The sequence below is a fragment of the Vibrio gallaecicus genome (assembly GCF_024347495.1).
Taxonomy (GTDB): Bacteria; Pseudomonadota; Gammaproteobacteria; order Enterobacterales; family Vibrionaceae; genus Vibrio; species Vibrio gallaecicus.
The window spans coordinates 1,642,574-1,663,392 of sequence record NZ_AP025490.1; the positions used below are offsets into that span (position 1 = coordinate 1,642,574).

Annotated in this window: 25 protein-coding genes; 11 read left to right on the forward strand and 14 right to left on the reverse strand. The window is 40.1% G+C overall.

Going from position 1 to position 20,819, the window contains the following annotated elements:
* Positions 1-55: 55 nt before the first annotated feature.
* The 11 genes from OCU78_RS07080 to OCU78_RS07130 form a co-directional block, all read right to left on the reverse strand.
* On the reverse strand, positions 56-1,051 hold the full coding sequence (locus OCU78_RS07080; RefSeq protein WP_137373243.1) for a GTP pyrophosphokinase: 996 nt from the start codon (positions 1,049-1,051) through the stop codon (positions 56-58).
* A 432-nt stretch (positions 1,052-1,483) separates the two neighbouring features.
* Positions 1,484-1,729 (reverse strand): hypothetical protein, encoded by a 246-nt coding sequence (locus tag OCU78_RS07085; protein WP_137373310.1) that lies wholly within the window; start codon positions 1,727-1,729, stop codon positions 1,484-1,486.
* A gap of 144 nt (positions 1,730-1,873) precedes the next feature.
* Positions 1,874-3,298, reverse strand: a complete 1,425-nt coding sequence (locus OCU78_RS07090; protein ID WP_137373242.1) for a zonular occludens toxin domain-containing protein — start codon at positions 3,296-3,298, stop codon at positions 1,874-1,876.
* 1 nt (position 3,299) lies between these two features.
* Entirely contained in the window at positions 3,300-3,644 is a 345-nt protein-coding gene (locus OCU78_RS07095; protein WP_137373241.1) for a hypothetical protein, read from the reverse strand.
* 4 nt (positions 3,645-3,648) lie between these two features.
* Positions 3,649-5,007 carry a hypothetical protein gene (locus OCU78_RS07100; RefSeq protein ID WP_180033701.1) on the reverse strand — a complete coding sequence of 453 codons (1,359 nt, stop codon included), beginning with the start codon at positions 5,005-5,007 and terminating at the stop codon, positions 3,649-3,651.
* A 120-nt stretch (positions 5,008-5,127) separates the two neighbouring features.
* On the reverse strand, positions 5,128-5,346 hold the full coding sequence (locus OCU78_RS07105) for a hypothetical protein (protein ID WP_137373240.1): 219 nt from the start codon (positions 5,344-5,346) through the stop codon (positions 5,128-5,130).
* A gap of 16 nt (positions 5,347-5,362) precedes the next feature.
* The gene (locus tag OCU78_RS07110) at positions 5,363-5,590 is read right to left on the reverse strand and encodes a transcriptional regulator (protein ID WP_137373239.1); all 228 of its coding nucleotides are present in this window, start codon (positions 5,588-5,590) and stop codon (positions 5,363-5,365) included.
* A 15-nt stretch (positions 5,591-5,605) separates the two neighbouring features.
* A complete protein-coding gene (locus OCU78_RS07115; protein ID WP_137373238.1) occupies positions 5,606-5,947 on the reverse strand; it encodes a DUF1293 family protein in 342 nt (113 codons plus the stop codon).
* Positions 5,935-7,047, reverse strand: a complete 1,113-nt coding sequence (locus OCU78_RS07120) for a replication initiation factor domain-containing protein (protein ID WP_137373237.1) — start codon at positions 7,045-7,047, stop codon at positions 5,935-5,937. Before OCU78_RS07120 ends, OCU78_RS07115 begins: the two co-directional genes overlap by 13 nt.
* Entirely contained in the window at positions 7,037-7,237 is a 201-nt protein-coding gene (locus OCU78_RS07125) for a hypothetical protein (RefSeq protein WP_137373236.1), read from the reverse strand. Before OCU78_RS07125 ends, OCU78_RS07120 begins: the two co-directional genes overlap by 11 nt.
* Positions 7,238-7,239: 2 nt before the next feature.
* Positions 7,240-7,536, reverse strand: a complete 297-nt coding sequence (locus tag OCU78_RS07130; RefSeq protein WP_137373235.1) for a hypothetical protein — start codon at positions 7,534-7,536, stop codon at positions 7,240-7,242.
* Positions 7,537-7,748: 212 nt separating this feature from the next.
* On the opposite strand from OCU78_RS07130, the gene OCU78_RS07135 reads away from it, so the two are divergent.
* Complete coding sequence (locus tag OCU78_RS07135) at positions 7,749-8,117, forward strand: DUF3693 domain-containing protein (protein WP_137373234.1); 369 nt, start codon at positions 7,749-7,751, stop codon at positions 8,115-8,117.
* A 147-nt stretch (positions 8,118-8,264) separates the two neighbouring features.
* On the opposite strand, the gene OCU78_RS07140 is transcribed toward OCU78_RS07135, so the two are convergent.
* From OCU78_RS07140 to OCU78_RS07150, 3 genes are all read right to left on the reverse strand, one after another.
* A complete protein-coding gene (locus OCU78_RS07140; protein ID WP_137373233.1) occupies positions 8,265-9,986 on the reverse strand; it encodes a response regulator in 1,722 nt (573 codons plus the stop codon).
* Complete coding sequence (locus OCU78_RS07145; RefSeq protein ID WP_137373232.1) at positions 9,986-11,170, reverse strand: FIST signal transduction protein; 1,185 nt, start codon at positions 11,168-11,170, stop codon at positions 9,986-9,988. Before OCU78_RS07145 ends, OCU78_RS07140 begins: the two co-directional genes overlap by 1 nt.
* 72 nt (positions 11,171-11,242) lie before the next feature.
* Positions 11,243-11,623: a hypothetical protein gene (locus tag OCU78_RS07150; protein ID WP_137373231.1), complete on the reverse strand. Its 381-nt coding sequence runs from the start codon at positions 11,621-11,623 to the stop codon at positions 11,243-11,245.
* A 256-nt stretch (positions 11,624-11,879) separates the two neighbouring features.
* Here OCU78_RS07150 and ccoN point away from each other — a divergent pair, with 256 nt between their 5' ends.
* The 10 genes from ccoN (at position 11,880) to uspE (ending at position 20,802) form a co-directional block, all read left to right on the forward strand.
* On the forward strand, positions 11,880-13,307 hold the full coding sequence (ccoN, locus tag OCU78_RS07155) for a cytochrome-c oxidase, cbb3-type subunit I (protein ID WP_167494026.1): 1,428 nt from the start codon (positions 11,880-11,882) through the stop codon (positions 13,305-13,307).
* 12 nt (positions 13,308-13,319) lie between these two features.
* Positions 13,320-13,940: a cytochrome-c oxidase, cbb3-type subunit II gene (ccoO, locus tag OCU78_RS07160; RefSeq protein ID WP_137373229.1), complete on the forward strand. Its 621-nt coding sequence runs from the start codon at positions 13,320-13,322 to the stop codon at positions 13,938-13,940.
* Positions 13,941-13,949: 9 nt separating this feature from the next.
* The gene (locus tag OCU78_RS07165) at positions 13,950-14,126 is read left to right on the forward strand and encodes a cbb3-type cytochrome oxidase subunit 3 (protein WP_137373228.1); all 177 of its coding nucleotides are present in this window, start codon (positions 13,950-13,952) and stop codon (positions 14,124-14,126) included.
* Positions 14,126-15,100, forward strand: coding sequence for a cytochrome-c oxidase, cbb3-type subunit III (ccoP, locus tag OCU78_RS07170; RefSeq protein WP_137373227.1), 975 nt, complete (start codon positions 14,126-14,128; stop codon positions 15,098-15,100). Before OCU78_RS07165 ends, ccoP begins: the two co-directional genes overlap by 1 nt.
* Positions 15,101-15,185: 85 nt before the next feature.
* A complete protein-coding gene (locus OCU78_RS07175; protein ID WP_137373226.1) occupies positions 15,186-15,665 on the forward strand; it encodes a FixH family protein in 480 nt (159 codons plus the stop codon).
* A 4-nt stretch (positions 15,666-15,669) separates the two neighbouring features.
* The gene (locus OCU78_RS07180; protein ID WP_137373225.1) at positions 15,670-18,042 is read left to right on the forward strand and encodes a heavy metal translocating P-type ATPase; all 2,373 of its coding nucleotides are present in this window, start codon (positions 15,670-15,672) and stop codon (positions 18,040-18,042) included.
* A complete protein-coding gene (ccoS, locus tag OCU78_RS07185; RefSeq protein WP_137373224.1) occupies positions 18,042-18,224 on the forward strand; it encodes a cbb3-type cytochrome oxidase assembly protein CcoS in 183 nt (60 codons plus the stop codon). Before OCU78_RS07180 ends, ccoS begins: the two co-directional genes overlap by 1 nt.
* The gene (locus OCU78_RS07190; protein WP_137373223.1) at positions 18,214-18,888 is read left to right on the forward strand and encodes a sulfite exporter TauE/SafE family protein; all 675 of its coding nucleotides are present in this window, start codon (positions 18,214-18,216) and stop codon (positions 18,886-18,888) included. Before ccoS ends, OCU78_RS07190 begins: the two co-directional genes overlap by 11 nt.
* 86 nt (positions 18,889-18,974) lie before the next feature.
* Positions 18,975-19,721: an FNR family transcription factor gene (locus tag OCU78_RS07195; RefSeq protein ID WP_137373222.1), complete on the forward strand. Its 747-nt coding sequence runs from the start codon at positions 18,975-18,977 to the stop codon at positions 19,719-19,721.
* 133 nt (positions 19,722-19,854) lie between these two features.
* Positions 19,855-20,802 carry a universal stress protein UspE gene (gene uspE / locus OCU78_RS07200; RefSeq protein ID WP_137373221.1) on the forward strand — a complete coding sequence of 316 codons (948 nt, stop codon included), beginning with the start codon at positions 19,855-19,857 and terminating at the stop codon, positions 20,800-20,802.
* Positions 20,803-20,819: the final 17 nt, after the last annotated feature.

Consider the following 20,819-nt stretch of genomic DNA (forward strand, 5'->3'; position numbering starts at 1 on the left):
AAAGGAGCTTTTTGTGATGTGGAGCGAATATGGTTCACTATTAAGAAGTAACTATCTATTCCTCTATGTTAAGTCGATCTTTCCACTTGAAAACAGTAACTCTCCACGGTTCAACTTTTTCTTGTAAATCTGCTTTTTTGACACTCAGTAAATCATATGCAAAGCCGAGTATTTCTGTAGGGTGCTCGTGTAAGTTATTAGAGTATCCATTATCAAGCAGATCAACTGCAACCTCATCGATATATGGTTCAACTACTTTGAAAGCGGCATACATGTCTTCAAAACTAGGCACCACCCGATCACTATCAAATGATAACCCGACAAAGTCGTAGTCGAAATCCCCGATGTTGGGCATGCAATATCTGATAAAGGTTATATAGCTGTCTAAATTCACAGATTGCGTTAAATCAAAAGAGTTATTCGTTTCTAGTTCGTCTTTTAACTTGAGCCTAAATCCATCGATACCGTCTTTCAGTTCTATGAATTGTTCATCAGCTTCCTCTAATTTTGCGCTTAACCTGAAAAGCTTTCTTTGAAAAAGTTCTGGTACTTGAGCATCGGATTTGTAGTTAAGCTTATGTTCAATTTCTGCCCATGCGTGCATAAGAATCGTCCGAACTTGGACTTCTGCTTTTAGTCCATCCAAACGTCTGTAGTTTGGTGCTGATAACCAATTTTCATTCAATTTGATAATAAAGTGCTGAGATCTATAAGCGAACTCTTTTAAGCCGAGTAGTTCAGACTTGTCCTCAGACTCTAAAATTGAAAACTCTTCTTTTATAATAGAATTAATCTTCTCGATATCAGAGAAATAGTAACAAATGACGCGAACTCCGCAGATGTCTTCAATGTTCTCAAAAGGATCTGCATATTTCTTCCTATCAATTTTTTCATAAAATGAGTCAAAGCTTTTGACCCTAGAATAGACATCGACGTATGGAATATTTTTCTCATCCAAAAAAGCCTTCAAAGCATCGACAATATTATTGCCCAGCCGAATGTATTGCCCTTTTAAACTTCTAAACTGCTTAGCTACTTGGTCTTTGTTCATTAATAATCCTATTTAATGCAAACTAAATGTCAATGACATTTAACTGTATAGCACTGCTTATTATCATCAAAAAATCAATCGCTTACAAGCTTTTGAATCGCTAATCAATTTCTAGAGCAGGTTAGCTGATGTTGATAGCTTGGTCGAATTTACCCCCGTGATACAACACGGGGGTTGCTGCCCACAGCGTCGCGCTCGCTGTTCAGCTCTCACGACTCACGCGAAGCTGTGAGCAGAGTAGGAAGAGTTGTTAATTAGATGGGTTGCAGTAGCAAAAAGCCCCACTGATGTTGTGAGGCTCTGCTAGGGTGATCTTGGCAATGAAAAGGGCGGGTAAGGTGGTTTCATCGAATCAGCTACGCTGCGCTACTTATCGGGAATTCAACTACATCACACCGAGTTACTTCTGTGGTTTCCCTTATCCCTTCGGGACTATTCAACGACAGACTCAAGTCCTTTTAATGCATCGAGATAATCATTTACTGCCATTTCATTGTTGTAGAGCTTGCGCTTCAGCTTTTCATTTAGCATTCGTTCTTTCTGATATAGCTCGTGATATTTAAGTGCATCATACCCACCTTGAACTAGAGCTTTAGACATCGTAGACGTTCGCGTTAATTCTTTTAGCTTGGATAGCATTTCTTCGTGTTGGTCAGTATATCTAATCGTAATAGCCACCATTTCCCCTCAATGCCGGTTTGTCCTGGTTTTATTATGATAGCATTTTATTCATTTCAATCCAGGCTAAACCACCGATTTGATTGCAGTGCTCCAAGGGCAAACAACTTGCCGGTTCGCTTTTTGATAGCATACATAGTTATTCTACATACTGAAAATATCAACCGACTTTTGAACATCTTCAACTCTATTACCAATCAAACCATCATTCTCCGATGCTAACGCAACTCCGCTTGATGTTGGTGGGCACGTTAAAACCCTTGATACAGATTTAGAGCGCACTTGAATCAAACAATCATCAATCAAATTGAAGCGGTAGCCGTAGCGATTTAAAACAGAAGAGCGTATATAAAAGGTGTCTACACCTTTATCTATCCTAAAAACAAAATCAGAATACTCACCAAACCCCTTTGGATAAACCGTTCTACTTACTGACGTAAGATAGACCGCAGTTGAGCCATTGAAGACTGGAAAGGCATCAAAGAAAGGATTTACAGCATCAAAAAGACTTTCAGCAGAAGCTTGAGAATCAACATTGCTATAATCCACCCGAACAGCACTTTCCCCACTTTCAGTAGGAACGTTTTCAGGTACAGGAACGTAAGCCGAATTGGGTAGAGTAGGCGAGTTGGTATCGGGAGCTGGCGCATCAACCGTTTGAACTTCACCCACATCAGAATCAGATAGTACATTAGTTAAATCCCAGAAAAATTTACCGATAGCTAAAACACCAATAAGCATGGCAAGAATGAATTTAGGTGACTTCAAGACCGAAATATCAGACTGAGTAGAGTTGAAGCCGCCCGTTCCTGTCGACTGATATAAGGCGAATACATCAATAGGAATTTTCTTATTGGTACTGCTAGCCATATCAGCTTTAGTAGAAGGCGCAGTTTTCGTAGATTTGGGAGGATGGTTATAAATACGAGGCTTACGACTTCGGAAAAAAGTATCCGTGGAACGGTGAGAATAAGCTTCACCAGCACAACCTTTTAGCCAGGTTGGGATTGCAGTGTAATCTGGTGTGAGCATAACAATATCCCATTGATATTTTCTATGTCGCATAAACGCACCATAGAAATCGAACGGGTAGAGCAGTCTGTTATTTTCATCCAATTGAGTACGTTCACAATCATCAACATCACCAACATCGAAAGAGTTAGGGTCTACGGGAAGCCAGCGTGAATAGAATAATTCGGTGAAGTCTTTAGGCAGGTAATCTACAAAGTCTGAGAATGGTTTTTGAAGAAACTTCTCACGTTTAAAACCAGCTTCAGGGCAATATAAATCCTGACATTCATCAATCACAACAAATGCGCCAAGAGGCATCCAGTTAAACCAGTTTTGCCAAAGCATTACCCCCTCAGAAGATCGAGTAAAGATCCTAATTAAACGAGCTGATTCGGGAAACTTTTCACCCAAAATTTCCTCTATAGACTCTTTAGGCTTTAAACCTTCAATGTTGGTTACAACGATACGACCATCCCTTAGAGCTGGGAGAATTTCGAACCATGTAACATAAGCCGTTTTGTAAGCACCATTAGAGCCATGACGAAAGGATACGGCCATATCACCACCCCATAATTCTTAAAACAAATGCCGTGGCAAATGCATCAACAACAATCCGAACAGCATCAACAACACCAAGCTGATAGCAAGAGAATCGAAGGTCTGAGGGCAATTTATTGAAAGCCATATTTAACACCGTATAGACCTCATACTCAGAAAGAAGTAATGACGCTACACTATAAGCCATCTTCAACATTTCAATTTTTAAATAGATATAAAGCTTAATGAACCAAAACCAAGCATAAGTAAACGCCTCTAAAATCAGGTCTGGGATTGAAGCGAAAAAGTCATAAATACTGCCAAAAACAGTGACAATATAATCCAGTGCATTGTAGAAATATTCCATAGACTTAACCTTTAGAGCGACCAGAAGAAAGTAAAATAAAACCAGCAAATAGAGTGGCAATGAACAAGATAACCGTTCGAATCATTTCAGTATTATCAGCCCCAAGAGAGCTAAAGAGATTGAAACCAACGTCAACATCCCAGCGACTTAAAGAAAAGGATGTACCATCATAAGAACCATTAGAAAATGACATTTGCCCGAGCTTTAAAGGGGAATCTTTGAGTTTGTTTTTTAGCTGTAGTTCTAGTTCTTCAATTTCAGTTTGTATAGTTGTTAGAGAGTTAGTAAGAACCGTACCGGATGAGAAACCATCGCCACCTGTAGGACTTGAAAATGAACCAGATTTACCGAGAGCATCTTCAATAGCCCCCTTGATATCACCTTTAGTCAGTCCTTTTTCCGAACCATCGCCAGAACCAGAACTACCGCCAGAACCAGAGTTACCGCCTGAACCAGAGTTACCGCCTGAACCAGAGTCACCACCAGAACCAGAGTCACCACCAGAACCAGAGTCACCACCAGAACCAGAGTCACCGCCAGAACCAGAGTCACCACCAGAACCAGAGTCACCGCCAGAGCCAGAGTTACCGCCAGAACCAGAGTCACCGCCAGAGCCAGAGTCACCACCAGAACCAGAGTCACCGCCAGAACCAGAGTTACCGCCAGAACCAGAGTCACCGCCAGAGCCAGTATCACCACCAGAGCCAGTATCACCGCCAGAACCAGTATCACCACCAGAGCCAGTATCACCGCCAGAGCCAGTATCACCACCAGAACCAGTATCACCACCTCCAGTACCTTCTGAACCATCGCAAGATTCACCAGTAAAATTGTAATGACCGAAAGGGCGAGGGTCACCATTAACGCCACTCGAAATCCAAGTCCCACCAAATAAATTGGCACGGCAACTATTACGGCAAACAGCACTAACAGTAGAAGTACCAGCAGGGAACGCGATCGTTCCTACAGAGTCACCCTCTAATTTTTTACATACCTTTTCACATAGACCAGTTTCAGTATTAAGCTCAGTACCTTCTGGACATTCACCAGCTGTAAACATAGTTGTTGTATAAGAAGATTTTCTACCATAACGCTCAGTGCAATCTTTATCGTTATACCAAAGCAGATTATGACGAATATTATTAGACTGAATTTTCCGACCGCCACTAGTTTTCTTATATCTCCCGTAATATTTACCTGCGGTCACCTTTGAACAAATTCCATTCCCTTGTGCAATGATTCCAGCAATAGTACCCGTTTGCCCTTTAAGTTCGTCAATCTGACTTTGATAAACATAAATAGTTGAAGCTAAGGTTTGGAATGAGAATGTAAGGAATAACAAAAACGGTATGAGTCTTTTCATAATAAACCTAATAAAAAAGGGAGCCGAAGCTCCCAATTAATCAACCTGCTATAACCCCCGTATATACGCCATATAGAAATGAGGCGCACATTAAAGAACCAAGGACAACAGAGATAATCATTACTTACGGAGCCAAGCGACTACCATCCCAAGACCGAAACCAAGAGCGGCAATACCAATCACACCAGAAGTGGTTAGCTCGACCATACCTTTACCAGCATTAACGGCAGCGGTAATAGCTGTTTCATTTGCACTCGGGTCAGCGAACGCAGAGCCAGAAGTTAAAGCCACAGAAGCAAGAAGAATTTTGTTACTAGCGATTTGACGTAATTTCATAATAATTTTCCTAAAAGGATTAACGAAAGTGTTTTAATACTCGACCTAATACATGCCCACCAATGAACGTGATTAAGCTTTGCTGTACAACGAATTCATACAAGGATTTGTCGAATTCCAATAATGACCAATCAAATTGACCATCAACCAAGTGCGTTAACTGCTCTTTAGAGACCAAGACAAATTCACAAACGTCACCAGACGATTGTTGCAAAACCCCATCAATAACAGTTACGCAAATAGACATAGCACCTAGACCTGATTACTTAGCTTTCATAAAGCTATCGAAGTGCTTTTTAACTTCTTCATCAACCGGAGCCAGTTTGTTTACCAAAATATCGAGCGGATCATTTGGGTTTGCACCAAAGCTCAATTCATACTCTCGGTTAGCCACGAACGCGCGGGTTTGGATAAGTTGACGCGCATAGTCCACATCAATTTTCAGTGCTTGTTTGTTGAAAGGAATGTCAGTCGAAAAACCGATTCCAGTTTGTTGGAATTTTTCATGTTCGACTTCTTCTACTGCACGAAGGACGCAAAGTTCCGCAAATTCCATACCAGATTTAGGAAAACGCTTAATGGCAATACCAGTTATTGTAGGCATATTCTTGACTCCAAAATTTCGATTTTATGTTTAGTGTATTCGTCAGGAACTCCCAACGAGGTTTCAAAGTTTGCTCTGCGATGATGCGTAGGAATTAACAATCCAAACGCTTCACCCAAATCACCTTCAGTCATGGCAACCACTTCAGAAATGGCTTTCCCACATTGACGACGAACCCAAGCGATTCGAGCCATAAACTCCAATCCAGCTTTCTTTTTGTTGAGTTCAATTTTCATAGGTTCGGCTGGGTCGATACTGGCTGAAAAGTCACAAAGACCAGCGAACGCAGAAGCGGGCGAGGCGAGTAGTGTTAAATCGCACTTCTTTAATTCCACTTCATTGCGGTACCAAATCACTTCAGGGTCCGAAATGTTTTGCTCGAATTTCTTGTTATAAACGCGCCAGTAAACGGCAGAAGTTCTAGAGCCAACTAGCACAGCTTCTTCTGATAATTCACCTGATTGGGAGATGCGCTTATGAGGAACCATTGTTGGCCCGCGTCCACGAGAAGCAGTTCGAAATGCTCCCTCATAAAAACATTTCTCAGCATACTTACAGTCAAAAATTCCTGTGTAGTCATCAACACAAAGATCCAAACGGGCTAGGCGAGTGATACCTAAAAGTGACAGCCACCAATACAGCTTTTTGTGAGTGGTGAACTCGAACAACTTAGAGCAACCAGTGCCATTAATTTGCACGTATACCGTGTCATTGTTGCCACCAACACCAACCAAGCCACATTCAACCGTTCCCGTTGAGTCATAAATGACCATTGAATCTTCATAACCATGTAAGCCGCGGCCACGCATTGGTGATAAACGGAAATTGAAGACCCTAGACATGAAGTCATCAAAGCGATGCGCCAAAACCTTACGGCATTTGTTACGATGTAACTCGATAGATTTGTCGATTGCTTCAGGTGAATTGACGCGACCATCAACACTTAGTTTTTTAAAAACAGGAAACTGCAAGTTGATAAATTCTTGGTCATTAGAACTGTCTAAATGTTTTAACGAGCCATAAGAAAATGAGAACGCTAGATGATCAACTTGAACAGGACGAATTTCATCATGGTACTTGTGAGGTTTTTTAGATGGCATGGAAAACACCCTTAACTAAAAGCTCTTGATAGTTGTCGTCCGTGATTTCAATAATCTGAAATGACACCATGCCGTAATGAACTTCGATGAACTGAAAGAAGTCACGTTGAGTTTTAAAAAAGTTATGACCCCAAGGAAAGTAAGCATTGATTCCATGGTTCGGTTCATTGTCGAAGTAGATTGAATCCATGATTAACGTTCCAAACCATAGAACGCGCAAAACTGTTCAAGCTCTTGGTCATCATCAAATGTGAAAGTGAAAGCGTCAGTAGAATTAGATTGAGAACTGGCGAATGAAACTGTATGGAAAAGTTCCTCACCAATCGTGCGTTGACCAAACTCAAGTTCGCTAGCTAAGAATTCAAAACAGATTTCTAGTGGTGAGTTATGAAGAGACAAAGATGCGTGTGTGAAATCTGGATAGTTAGAAAAAGAAACTTGTTCAGATTTGAGCACAGAACCATATTCGATAGATTCAATTTGAAACATAACAACCACCATGACTGATTATTGGAATTGACCGACCAAGTGAGCTATTTACGTCAAGGGCAAACAGCCCAGACTTAGCCAGTCAAAAGAAAGCCCGTAAACTGAACGAGCATAAATCCGATATGTCGCAACAGTACATGCAATCAATCGCAACTGTAAAGTGCGAAAAATCGGACTTTTCAGGCTATCATTGAGGAATTACGGAGGAAGTTATGTACACGAATGAACTGTTAGATGCCTACAAAAAGGCTCAAAACTACGTACAAGATAAGCAAGTTGCCCATGACTTGGCACTAGAAGCGAATAAGATTAGTAAAATAAGAAAAGGTGTTCGCCAACTTACTGATGAAGAAGCAGTTTTTTTAGCTTCAGGTGCAGGAGTTGACCCTGAGCTAGCATTGCTTGGTTGCCACGCTGACCGCAATGAAAATCCACAGATTAAGCAGTTATGGGAACACATAGCAAAAAAGTACAACGGGCTAGGATTTAGAGCAATATCAATGGCTTGTACAGGATTGGCGCTGGTTGTGGCGACCCCTAATAAAGCACTAGCCAACTGCGTATTATGTATATTATGTTAAATATAAGGTAGTAACTTCATTTGATATTAGTGCATCTCCTATAACCCACAACCTCTCATAGTTTAAAGGCTGTCTATTTAACAGTATTGCTATTTACCATAAAATACCTAATAAACAGTAAGTTATCTTTCAGATACTGACTGTTTATTAGTGCTTAACTTTATAGATCACATCTCTTATTTCTTGAGTTCTTACCGGTTTTGTAATGAATTCATTCATTCCCGCATCTAAACAAGATGATCTATCTTCTGCTGCAGTATGTGCTGTCAAAGCAATTATTGGAGTTTGAATATTCTTTTTCCTAATCATTTTCGTTGTGGATAACCCGTCAAGCACCGGCATAGAAACATCCATAAATATAATGTCAAAAGAAATATTGTTTATCTCTACAAGTTCAATCGCTTCTTGCCCATTATTAGCAACATAGACTTTATGGCCTAACCTACTCAAGATGAGTTTAATAACCATCTGGTTTGTTAAATTATCTTCGACAACCAAAACGGTGTAACTTGAATTACTTTCATCACAATTCACATCTTTTTGAGCATTTATAACCGAAGGTTGTAGAATTCTGCTTTTAAATGGAAGGTTAACTAAAAATTTTGAGCCAATATTCAATGAACTCAGTACTTTTATATCTCCATTCATCAAGTCAACTAAATGTTTAGTTATAGCAAGACCTAAACCTGTTCCACCAAACCTACGAGTAATACTGTCATCTGCTTGAATAAATGGGTGAAACAATATCGATTGATGAGTATCACTAATCCCAATGCCAGTATCTGAAATCTGAATCGCAATTAACTCCGGCTTACATGTAATAGAAACGTCAACGGAACCTTTTTCAGTAAATTTAATTGCATTTCCAATTAAATTAAAAAGAATCTGAGCTAGCCGGTTTTTATCATAAAAATAAACAATATCGTCAGACGATTCAATTTCAACACTAAGAGTTAATCCTTTCTGTTGTGCGATACGCTCTTGTTCCATTGAGACAAATGTTACAGTGTCTTTTATCGATTGCCACGATGGAGTCAAAGAGAAATTTCCTGATTCAATCTTAGAGAAATCAAGCACATCATTAATGATAGAAAGTAATAACTCAGATGATGTCCCCATATTGGTAAGTAATGAAAGCTGGTCGACCCCGAGCTGAGTTGTTTTCAGCGTATCAATCAAACCGATGACAGCATTTAATGGTGTGCGAATCTCATGACTCATCATAGCAAGAAATGTAGATTTGGCTTTATTAGCCCTTTCTGCTTCCTTTTGAGCAGAAACTAATTCTTTCGTTCTTGTCTTAATCGTTGCTTCTAAGTGCTCTTTACGTTCTATATCTAATACTGCTCTCTCAATAAGAGGTCTAAATCGGTTGAGGGTCATTTTTGTATCAACACTAAAATGCTTCCCATTGGAGTGAATAAACAAAATGACGGATTGACTTAATCCACTATCAATCCCGGTTAGCAAAACAGAATTAATTTGGTCTAAAATAAATGCATTAAACTTTTCAAATTCTTTCAAACGTTTGGGTTCAAATAATATAGTACATTCACCATTAATAACTCGAGAAAACTTCCCATGATCAATCCATTCTAGATTGTCAAAAATTTTATTATTGGTGAGTATCGTTTTAAAGGTTTCACAACCAACTGGTTTAGAAATAACAATAAAATCGTCAAAGTGAATATACTTTTTTAATACAACGTCTAATGTGGAAAAAATTTGGTCGACATTTTTAGCTTTGCTTATTCCAGAAATAGTGGACAAGATTGCCCTATTCTCTTCTGCAAGATTTATTTCCCGAAGCCTAGATCTTTCTAGTTCGATTAATACATCTTGCAGGTGCTCTGTACTCTGACCTGCCATTACTTCTTTAACCTATAGAACGTTGCAGATGAAACCATTAGATTACCATGGGCATGCTCACCACCTAACAATCGTCCCTGTTCACCAAATGTGAAAGGACAAATATAAGGCAAACCATCTAATGCTTGATTGATCTGCTCACAAACATCGTTCATATCTTGTTTTAAATGAAGCATTGGACCGGCGCAAAATATATTTATCGCCCCTAATTTTTCTTCTAATTCCATATCGTTATAATAAGAGGTATTGATAATACTAGCCGCTCGACTGATTAACTGCTGCTTACAACCAGACATCAGATAAATAGTGTCGTTTTCATTGATATCAGTAAATAACTCAATACCATTATTCTCAGTTTCACGAATAGGGTGAGAAAGTTTGAAGTAAGGAAAACTATAAGAAGAACCAACTTTCCGCCCTAACGGATACACGGTTGCCTTTTCAAAAATATAACCATCTTCATTATTTCCGAGGTGAAAGTTGGTCCATTCATCATAAACGGTAGTGGCTGGACGACCATCAATTTCAAGCATAACTCGATCTTTGGTTTTTGTTACCACACCTGAATAATCAGTTGGCGTATGACCTGAACTTAACGATGTGTATATGGACTGTGATGAGAAGAAAGCAGTTAATGAAATACCATTAATAGATGAAGACTTTTCCGTAAATATACTCCAATTACCGGAAACTTTGTTATCAGCAGCACTCCCACCAATAATAGGAACAGTTGACCCAAACCTCTGATCTATCGCCGCCATTATCTTTTCTTCATTACCTGGCGTAGAGTGCAATAAAATCAGATCAGGCACTTCACCTTGCCTATTGGCACTTGTTAAAGCCATTGATATTGCGGAATTCGTGCTATCAAATACTGACGTTTTAAAATCAGAGATACCTGTACCGTATGCATTTATTCCAGAATCGTATATGACTAAAACACCAATAACAGGACCAGAATGAAAACCAGATTCAGTCATGATTCCATGACACGTCGTACAACCATGAAAAGGAGTTTCAGGAAAGTGCTCCTTTAACTGCTTTCGAACTACAGGTGTTGAGTACTCTTCTGTACAGTAACAAATTAGGGATGCAACTTGATTCAAGTCAGGTATTGAGGAGATCAATTCATCAATCGCGCTGGTTTCATCAGTTTGGTTAGATATTTTTGAGAAAAATTTCATCTTTAAAAAGTATTCATATTCATAGAGTCATATATAACATGTTGTTTAAAACACTTTAGCGATTTTGCTCAATTAATGGTTTTTCTCATTAGCTTTTGTGAAGTGTATTGTCACTGGTGTTTTTTGTTGAGGAAATGTAATTTCTATTTGGAATTCCTGCGTTTGTGGTGTCAATAGCCAAGTATGTGCATTTTTCTTTACCAGCTTGCCATGTTTTTGGGAGCCTACGGTAAAATCACCACTTTCAGAAGCAATAATCATCACACCAAGGATATCTTTAGTAAGCCTAACATAGTGGTCATCGATACTATATTCACATGGTTCTCCCAATATACAATCTAGCGTATCGTTTCCTTTGTATGTTATTGTTCTCCAAGTAAATGCTGCTAATAAAATAGACAACATGATTATAATTTGAACAAGTCTACCCCTTGTTAGCTTTTGAGCTGCCATCTTAATTATTGCTCCTTGTTACAAAGTTCAAAGTTTTTACATAAAAACACAAATCCAGACCAAGCGTAAGGTTACTACTCTGTCATTGATTTGTTAATTCAAGTATAGTGTCGCGTTGAAAATGCCACTTTTTTTTAAAATCAGCAAGTGGAAATAAAGTTCTGAATAGAATGAATTTCTTTTCTGATTTGGTGGCATTACGACGTGAGTCGTGTTGGAAGTAAAGTGTAGTAAATAAGAAATTGGAAGCATGCAAATGAGCCAAGAAAAGCAGCTTGAACAAAACTACAACTATACGGTCGTCCGTCAGTTTACCCTAGTAACCATTTTATGGGGTATTGTCGGTATGGGCGTAGGTGTTTTGATTGCCGCTCAATTAGTTTGGCCACAGCTAAACTTTGATACGCCGTGGTTGACGTACAGTCGTTTACGTCCCCTGCATACTAATGCGGTTATTTTTGCGTTCGGTACAAGCGCACTGTTTGCAACATCATATTATGTTGTACAGCGTACTTGTCAGACGCGTCTATTTGGTGGTCCTCTTGTCGCCTTCACCTTTTGGGGTTGGCAAGCGATAATTCTGTCCGCTGCAATTACTTTACCTTTGGGTCTTACCTCGGGTAAAGAATACGCAGAGCTAGAATGGCCAATCGATATTGCAATCACACTTGTATGGGTAGCTTATGCTGTCGTGTTCTTCGGAACCATGATTAAGCGTAAAACATCTCACATTTATGTTGCGAACTGGTTCTTCGGAGCCTTCATCATCACGGTTGCCGTGTTACACATCGTGAACAGCCTAGCTGTTCCTGTATCTGCTTTTAAATCATATTCGATTTATTCAGGTGCTATCGATGCCATGGTTCAATGGTGGTACGGTCATAATGCGGTAGGCTTCTTATTGACAGCTGGTTTCTTGGGTATGATGTATTACTTTGTACCGAAACAAGCTGAACGCCCTGTTTATTCTTACCGTTTATCGATTGTTCACTTCTGGGCACTTGTGTCTTTGTACATTTGGGCTGGTCCTCACCACCTTCACTACACTGCACTTCCAGACTGGACTCAATCTCTAGGTATGGTTATGTCTTTGGTTCTGTTTGCTCCATCTTGGGGTGGCATGATCAACGGTATTATGACTCTATCTGGTGCGTGGCATAAGCTGCGTTACGATCCGATCCTACGTTTCCTAATCGTTTCTTTATCATTCTATGGCATGTCGACTTTCGAAGGTCCTATGATGGCAATCAAAACGGTTAACGCACTATCTCACTATACGGACTGGACTATCGGTCACGTTCACTCTGGTGCATTAGGTTGGGTTGCAATGGTTTCTATTGGTTCTGTATACCACTTAGTTCCTAAGCTATTCGGTCAAGAGCGTATGTACTCTGTATCACTAATTAATGTTCACTTCTGGTTAGCAACGATTGGTACAGTTTTCTACATCGTAGCAATGTGGATTTCAGGTGTAATGCAAGGTCTAATGTGGCGTGCAGTTAACTCTGACGGTACGCTGACTTACAGCTTTGTAGAGTCTGTAGAAGCATCTTACCCGTTCTACTTTGTACGTTTCTTAGGTGGATTTATCTTCCTAAGCGGTATGTTCTTAATGGCATACAATACGTACAAAACTGTATCTGCACCTAAAGATAGCCTTAAAGCTATCCAACAGCCGGCATAGGGAGATTAAAGAATGAGTTCAAATTCAAACAATCGCCATGAATTAGTCGAAAAGAACGTTGGCTTGCTGGCTATACTGATTGTTATTGCAATTAGTTTCGGTGCTTTGGTAGAGATTACCCCGCTTATTTTTCAAAAGCAGACAACTGAACCTGTAGAAAACCTACGTGTTTATTCTGCTCTAGAAATGGAAGGACGTGACATCTACATCCGTGAAGGTTGTAATGTATGTCACAGTCAAATGATTCGTCCTTTCCGTTCTGAAACTGAACGTTACGGTCACTACTCTGTAGCTGGCGAAAGCGTTTGGGAACATCCATTCCTATGGGGTTCTAAGCGTACAGGTCCTGATCTAGCACGTGTTGGTGACCGTTATTCTGATGAATGGCACCGTGTTCATTTGATTGATCCACGTGAACTAGTACCTGAATCAAATATGCCTGGTTTCCCTTGGTTAGCTGAGAACAAGCTTGATGGCAAGTTAACACAAAGCAAGCTTGAACTATTCCGCAATCAATTTGGTGTTCCATACACTGATGAACAGATTGCTAACGCGAAACAAGATGTTGAAGGTAAAACAGAGATGGATGCAATCATCGCTTATCTTCAGTCTCTTGGACACGCAATGAAATAAGGAATAGCTATGGATATTATTACATTTCAAAGCATTTGGACTGTTACTGTTTTTTCTTGTTTCATTGGCATCGTTTGGTGGGCATATGGCAAGAATCGTAAGACACGTTTCGACGAAGATGCAAATCTAGTATTTGCAGATGACGAACCAGCAGCAAGTTCTAAAAATCAAGGAGTGACAAAGTAATGAGTACATTCTGGAGTATCTGGGTTAGTGCAATTACGATTGGTACCCTCATTGGTTGTGCTGTCCTACTTCGTTGGTGTTTCCACGATAAAACAGGTGTTGAATCTGGTAAGGATATGGGTCATGAGTACGATGGTATTCGCGAACTGAATAACCCTTTACCTAAATGGTGGACATACCTATTTATCAGCACAATCGTGTTTGCGGCAGTATACCTAGCACTTTATCCTGGTTTGGGTAACTTTAAAGGTGTCCTTGGCTGGACAAGTTCAGATCAAACAGTTCGTAGTGTAGAAGAGTCTCGCTCTTCAATTGCCGCATCTCAAGCTAACAAGCAGTTAGATGAATATGCGAAAGAGTTAGATGATGCAAATACCTACTTTGGTGAAGCATTCAAAAAACTTGCGCACAATGATAATGGTCTACGTTCTATACCTGAAATAGCTTCGGATTCAGAAGCTATTAAAGTTGGACAACGTTTGTTCTTGCAAAACTGTTCTCAGTGTCATGGTTCCGATGCTCGTGGTCAGAAAGGTTTCCCTAACCTAACTGATGACGCTTGGTTGTACGGTGGTGAGCCACAAGCAATTAAGACGACTATTATGAATGGTCGAATCGGTCAAATGCCAGCATGGAAAGACGCACTAGGTGAGCAAGGCGTTAAAGAAGTAGTTAGCTACACTCTTAGCTTATCTGGTCGTTCAGTAAATGCACGTGAAGCAGAAGCTGGTAAAGCTCGCTTTGTTGTATGTGCTGCATGTCACGGCACTGATGGTAAAGGTAACCCTGCAGTAGGCGCACCTGACCTGACAGATCGTGATTGGCTATTTGGTGACTCACGCGCTGAAGTAACTGAAACTGTAATGAACGGGCGCTCAGGCGTAATGCCAGCTTGGAAGGACATTCTAGGCGAAGATAAAGTTCAACTTGTTTCTGCGTATGTTTGGAGCCTAAGCAACTCTGACAATAAGTAACATTTCAATAACAGCCCCTTTCTAAGGGGCTGTCTTTTCTGTATTTTGTAAACCCTCTTCTACCCTTTTCATTGAGATCTTTTTTATGGTAAAGCCTTGGTATAAACAGTTTTGGCCGTGGTTCTTAATTGCCTTGCCCCTAACCGTTGTTATTTGGACAATTCTTACAGTTATTCTATTCACACAAAACTCCGTCGATTTAGTGACTGAGGATTACTACAAAAAAGGTAAAGGCATTAATATCGATATTTCGAAAGTTAATGTGGCAAAAGATCTTGGTCTTTTTGCTTCAGTAAGTGAAGAAGAAAACTCCGTAGTTCTTACATTAAACAAGGGGAGCTTGGACCATTTCCCAGCGATAAATGCCATGTTTGTTCATCGTACACTTCCGGATAGAGACTTTTCGAAACTGCTTACAGCAGATGCAAAAGGCAACTACCGTCTGATTTTAGACAATGATATTCAAGGTCCTTGGTTTATTGAACTGAGCCCACATAACTCTGAATGGCTTATACAAGGTCGTATTACATTCCCTCTTGAAACATCAACTCGACTAATGAACTAAAACTATGAACGAATCGTGTTACCACTGCGGTGAAGATGTACCAGCAAACACCGATTTTAAAGTTGAAATCTTAGGTTCAGAACGAGAAATGTGCTGTCCAGGCTGTGAGACGGTTGCTCAAACTATCGTAGATAGCGGTCTAGTTTCTTATTATCAATATAGGACAGCTCCAGCTGAAAAAGCCGATCTTGTTCCTGAGCAATTAAGAGCTCTTGCACACTACGACAATGAAGATGTGCAACAAGAGTTTGTCCGAAACAGCCAAGATGTCTCAGAAGTTACCCTTTCGATTGAAGGGGTTTCATGTGCGGCTTGTGCTTGGCTAATAGAAAAGCAAGTATCTAAAAAAATAGGTGTCTACAGTATTCGAGTAAACACCACAACGAATCGAGCTCTTCTTAGTTGGGACAAGTCAAAAGTAAGATTGAGTGAATTATTGTCTGCCATTCACTCGCTCGGTTATAAAGCCGCACCTTTTGAAGCCGATCAACAAGAAGCTGCTTACCATCGCTCGATGAAAAACTATCTCTACCGACTTGGAGTGGCAGGACTTGCAACCATGCAGGTTATGATGCTTGCCGTTGCATTATATTTAGAAGTTTTTGGCAACCTAGAACCTGAATTTAAAAGTTACTTCCGTTGGGTAAGCTTAATATTTGCCACTCCCGTGTTACTTTACTCAGCCCTACCTTTCTACATTAATGCTTGGAGAAGTTTAAAAGGCAGAACACTAGGAATGGACGTGCCTGTTTCTATCGCACTGCTATTTGCTTATGCCGCTAGCTTAGTGGCTACCGTAACAGAACAAGGCGAAGTGTTCTTTGAGTCCATTTCAATGTTTACCTTTTTCCTGCTCTTAGGTCGCTTCCTAGAAATGAGAGCCAGAAGAAAGGCTGCGGCAGCTAGTGGAAATCTACTCAAATTAATCCCTGCGATGGCCACCACTTTAGATGGTAAACAAATCCCCGTTAAAACCTTAAAGGTTGGAGATAAAATTCGCGTCTTGCCTGGAGAACATATACCAGCGGATGGCTTGGTTCTTTCAGGAAGAGTACATGTTGATGAATCAATGTTAACGGGTGAATCCGTACACGTAGTGAAATCTGAGAATGATTCTGTTTTTGCGGGTACATTGAATGGTGATGAGTCATTTGAATTGGAAGTCACTACATCGAAAGCAGACTCAATGATATCTAATATTGTTCGGCTACAAGATGAAGCTCAGTTATCTAAGCCAAAAATTGCAGAAATAGCCGATGTTGTTGCCCGCTACTTTGTCGCAATCATTTTGATCATATCTTTCGGTACTTGGCTGTATTGGCACCAAACCAAACCTGAAGATGCTTTTTGGATAATGCTATCTGTACTTGTTGCGACCTGCCCTTGCGCTTTGTCTCTTGCTACACCTACCGCAATCACTTGCTCGACATCTCGTATGGGCAATTTAGGTATTTTATTGCGTAAAGGGCATGTGTTCGAAACACTTTGTAAAGTGAATCATTTAATCATTGATAAAACTGGCACTTTAACTGAAGGCGATATTCGTATCGCCCGTGTAGATACTAAATCTGATATTGATGAACCTACATGTTTGGCTCTAGCCGCTAGCTTGGAAAAACATGCGAACCACCCAATAGCCAAAGCATTTCGAGAGTTTGAATCCGAACATTTTCTTGTCGATAACGTCAGCAACATTATTGGTTCTGGAATTGAAGGAACTTTTAACGGACAACCTATCTCTATCGGGAGTGCAAGATTTATATTAGATAACGCCGAAACGGCAGAGAGTAACGGTATTTACTTAGCTTTAAATGGACAACATATAGCAACTTTTACATATGAAGACCCAATAAGAAAAGAAAGTGCAGAGCTCATCAAACAATTTACTGATGCCGGAATTAAAACAACTCTGCTAACCGGTGATTCACTGGCAAATGCACTCCCTGTTGCCAAATCAATTGGTATACAAGATGTTGTCGCAGACGCAAAACCAGAGGATAAGTTAGCCTACCTTAATTCAACTGACTCGAATGATATAACCATGATGGTTGGTGATGGTATCAATGATGCTCCAACATTAGCTGGGGCACACTTATCCGTTGCAATGGGTGGTGGCACTGACGTTGCAAAAGCATCTGCGGACATGATTTTACTCGGTGATAAATTAGATAGGCTACTTAAGTCACGTATATTAGCGTTGAAAACTCGTAAAATCATCAGAGAGAACCTTGCATGGTCTCTTGGGTATAACTTACTTATATTGCCTCTAGCAGTAGCTGGATTAGTTGCGCCTTATATTGCAGTAGTTGGCATGTCTGCAAGTTCAATTATAGTAGTCTCTAACTCTTTAAGGCTCTTAAAAGAGGAACGTAAGTAATGGAAAGTTTGTACATCTTGATCCCAATTGCGATCATTTTGGTTTGTGTTGCTGTGGGCGTTTTTCTATGGGCTGTTAAAAGTGAACAGTTTGAAGATTTAGAGCGCCAGGGTCACAATATTTTATTCGATGAAGACAGTGGCAAAGAAATGAACACATCAAAGAAACCTCATGACTCCTGATTGGGTTGGCGCTTTCTTCATCGGTTTAATTGGTGCCGGTCATTGTATGGGTATGTGTGGTGGTATTGCCTCTTTACTTTCTATTGGCAGTCAGAAGCCATCACCAATGACCCCACTACTTTATAATTTAGGTCGCCTATCAAGTTACGCATTGATTGGAGCTATTGTTGGCGGGGCTATTTCATCTATCGGAGAACTCAGCCAGTTTAATGCTTTGCTCGGTTGGCTGCGTTTATTCACTGCAATATTCATGATTATCTTGGCTTTGTATATTGGTAAATGGTGGTTTGGCTTGCTTGCTTTTGAAAAGTTAGGTCAGCGGTTATGGCGTTATATTTCGCCTATTGGTAAATCATTCCTTCCTCTAAAGCATCCTTCACATGCATTACCTTTTGGTTTTATTTGGGGGTGGCTGCCATGTGGCTTAGTTTATTCGATGCTAACTTGGGCTGCCGTTTCTGGTGGCTCCCTTAACGGAGCCGGGATAATGCTAGCTTTTGGTCTAGGTACTTTACCCGCCATGCTAGCAGTTGGAGTGGGGGCAAACCTTATAAAAAGAATCCAGCAAGCTACTCTGTTCCGTCAGTTAGGTGCAGTTTTAATCTTTATCTACGGTTTGTATACCGGATATATAGCGATACAGCTCATCAATTATACCGTATGATCAATCTTTTAATGCGGTTTTTTTACTACCTTTTGGGGAGAAGGAATGCTAAAATATTGACGTATATCAAATAGTGAAAGATTGTTATGATTTCTGAAAAGCCTGTGACGAAACGTGTTCAGTCTGGTGGCTGTGCAATCCACTGCCAGGATTGTAGTATTAGCCAGCTCTGTATCCCATTTACTTTGAATGAATCTGAACTTGATCAACTTGATCAGATCATTGAAAGAAAAAAGCCTATTCAAAAAGGTCAAGAGTTATTCAAAGCTGGAGACGAGCTTAAGTCTCTGTATGCGATTCGCTCTGGTACTATTAAGAGTTACACCATTACCGAACAAGGTGATGAACAAATTACTGCATTTCACCTTGCCGGTGACTTAGTAGGTTTTGATGCTATCACAGAAGATATGCATCCTAGCTTTGCTCAAGCTTTAGAAACCTCTATGGTCTGTGAAATTCCTTACGAAATCTTAGATGATTTATCAGGAAAAATGCCAAAGCTTCGCCAGCAGATCATGCGCTTGATGAGTAATGAAATTAAAGGCGACCAAGAAATGATTCTTCTGTTGTCTAAAAAGAATGCAGAGGAGCGCTTAGCTGCTTTCTTATTCAACCTTTCAACTCGATTCTCTCAACGTGGTTTCAGCCCACGAGAATTTCGTTTGACGATGACTCGCGGTGACATTGGTAATTACCTTGGTTTAACCGTTGAAACTATTAGCCGTTTGCTAGGTCGCTTTCAAAAAGCAGACATTCTAAGCGTTAAAGGTAAATACATCACTATCGAAGACCATGATGCCTTAATGGAATTAGCTGGTGTTTCAAAAGAATAACTGATTTATCAATGATGTAGTTCAATAATGAGCTACATCATATTTCTCTCTAAAATCCTCCTATATTTCTCTTAATCTCTCTTTAACTGCGCTACATTAATTATATGGTTTAGTCCAAATAGTAGGCTTAGTTATGAGTATCTATAGCAAAATTCTAGTCGTCGCCGACATTAATCACGATGAGCAACCAGCTCTTGTTCGTGCAATTCAACTCGCTAAAAAGAGTGCTTCAACAAGTCACATTACTTTTTTCCTATCGATTTATGATTTCTCATATGATATGACATCCATGCTTTCACCCGATGAACGCGATGCAATGAGAAAAGGTGTTATTCATCAACGTGAAATTTGGATGAATAAAGTTGCTGAACCTTATATAGATGATTCAATTGAGTTTAATGTCAAAGTGGTTTGGCATAATAGACCGTATGAAGCAACCATAGCTGAGGTTTTCTCTGGTGAACACGATATCCTTATTAAAGGAACTCGTAAGCACGACACTTTAGAGTCTGTCATTTTCACCCCAACGGATTGGCATTTATTACGTAAGTGCCCTTGCCCAGTTCTATTAGTTAAGAATGAATTCTGGCCAGATCATGCAAAAATTTATGCGTCTGTACATGTCGGCTCAGAAAATGATACTCACATTGAACTAAATGACTCTATGGTCGAAAGGCTATTGGAAATAACAGGACGCTTGAATGCTGAGCCATTCCTAGTTAACGCCTACCCTCTGACTCCAGCCAACATCACAATTGAACTCCCTGAGTTTGACCCTACGTCATATACTGATGCTGTTCGTGGTCACCATTTAACTGCAATGAAAGCACTTCGCCAAAAACATCATTTATGTGAAGAACAAACTATTGTACAGCAAGGTCTTCCTGAAGATGTTATCCCGCAAGTAGCGGAAGACAATGGTGCAGCTATGGTAATTTTGGGAACAACCGGACGTACCGGCTTATCTGCCGTTTTCATCGGCAATACTGCTGAGCATGTAATTGATAAGATAAACTGTGATGTTCTCGCTCTGAAGCCAAATGGTTATATCAGCCCTTTGGACCCTAATATTGCTAAGTAAGTGACAATAATTAGAAG

Bases quoted from the DNA above. Each gene is read 5' to 3' on its own strand.
- OCU78_RS07125 (WP_137373236.1), bottom strand. From the start codon at position 7,237: ATGGATTCAATCTACTTCGACAATGAACCGAACCATGGAATCAATGCT.
- ccoS (WP_137373224.1), top strand. From the start codon at position 18,042: ATGGAAAGTTTGTACATCTTGATCCCAATTGCGATCATTTTGGTTTGT.
- OCU78_RS07115 (WP_137373238.1), bottom strand. From the start codon at position 5,947: ATGCCTACAATAACTGGTATTGCCATTAAGCGTTTTCCTAAATCTGGT.
- OCU78_RS07195 (WP_137373222.1), top strand. From the start codon at position 18,975: ATGATTTCTGAAAAGCCTGTGACGAAACGTGTTCAGTCTGGTGGCTGT.
- OCU78_RS07150 (WP_137373231.1), bottom strand. From the start codon at position 11,623: ATGGCAGCTCAAAAGCTAACAAGGGGTAGACTTGTTCAAATTATAATC.
- OCU78_RS07175 (WP_137373226.1), top strand. From the start codon at position 15,186: ATGGTAAAGCCTTGGTATAAACAGTTTTGGCCGTGGTTCTTAATTGCC.
- uspE (WP_137373221.1), top strand. From the start codon at position 19,855: ATGAGTATCTATAGCAAAATTCTAGTCGTCGCCGACATTAATCACGAT.
- OCU78_RS07100 (WP_180033701.1), bottom strand. From the start codon at position 5,007: ATGAAAAGACTCATACCGTTTTTGTTATTCCTTACATTCTCATTCCAA.
- OCU78_RS07140 (WP_137373233.1), bottom strand. From the start codon at position 9,986: ATGGCAGGTCAGAGTACAGAGCACCTGCAAGATGTATTAATCGAACTA.
- OCU78_RS07095 (WP_137373241.1), bottom strand. From the start codon at position 3,644: ATGGAATATTTCTACAATGCACTGGATTATATTGTCACTGTTTTTGGC.
- OCU78_RS07090 (WP_137373242.1), bottom strand. From the start codon at position 3,298: ATGGCCGTATCCTTTCGTCATGGCTCTAATGGTGCTTACAAAACGGCT.
- OCU78_RS07190 (WP_137373223.1), top strand. From the start codon at position 18,214: ATGACTCCTGATTGGGTTGGCGCTTTCTTCATCGGTTTAATTGGTGCC.
- OCU78_RS07120 (WP_137373237.1), bottom strand. From the start codon at position 7,047: ATGCCATCTAAAAAACCTCACAAGTACCATGATGAAATTCGTCCTGTT.
- OCU78_RS07180 (WP_137373225.1), top strand. From the start codon at position 15,670: ATGAACGAATCGTGTTACCACTGCGGTGAAGATGTACCAGCAAACACC.
- OCU78_RS07080 (WP_137373243.1), bottom strand. From the start codon at position 1,051: ATGAACAAAGACCAAGTAGCTAAGCAGTTTAGAAGTTTAAAAGGGCAA.
- ccoN (WP_167494026.1), top strand. From the start codon at position 11,880: ATGAGCCAAGAAAAGCAGCTTGAACAAAACTACAACTATACGGTCGTC.
- OCU78_RS07135 (WP_137373234.1), top strand. From the start codon at position 7,749: ATGTACACGAATGAACTGTTAGATGCCTACAAAAAGGCTCAAAACTAC.
- OCU78_RS07130 (WP_137373235.1), bottom strand. From the start codon at position 7,536: ATGTTTCAAATTGAATCTATCGAATATGGTTCTGTGCTCAAATCTGAA.
- ccoP (WP_137373227.1), top strand. From the start codon at position 14,126: ATGAGTACATTCTGGAGTATCTGGGTTAGTGCAATTACGATTGGTACC.
- OCU78_RS07110 (WP_137373239.1), bottom strand. From the start codon at position 5,590: ATGTCTATTTGCGTAACTGTTATTGATGGGGTTTTGCAACAATCGTCT.
- OCU78_RS07145 (WP_137373232.1), bottom strand. From the start codon at position 11,170: ATGAAATTTTTCTCAAAAATATCTAACCAAACTGATGAAACCAGCGCG.
- ccoO (WP_137373229.1), top strand. From the start codon at position 13,320: ATGAGTTCAAATTCAAACAATCGCCATGAATTAGTCGAAAAGAACGTT.
- OCU78_RS07165 (WP_137373228.1), top strand. From the start codon at position 13,950: ATGGATATTATTACATTTCAAAGCATTTGGACTGTTACTGTTTTTTCT.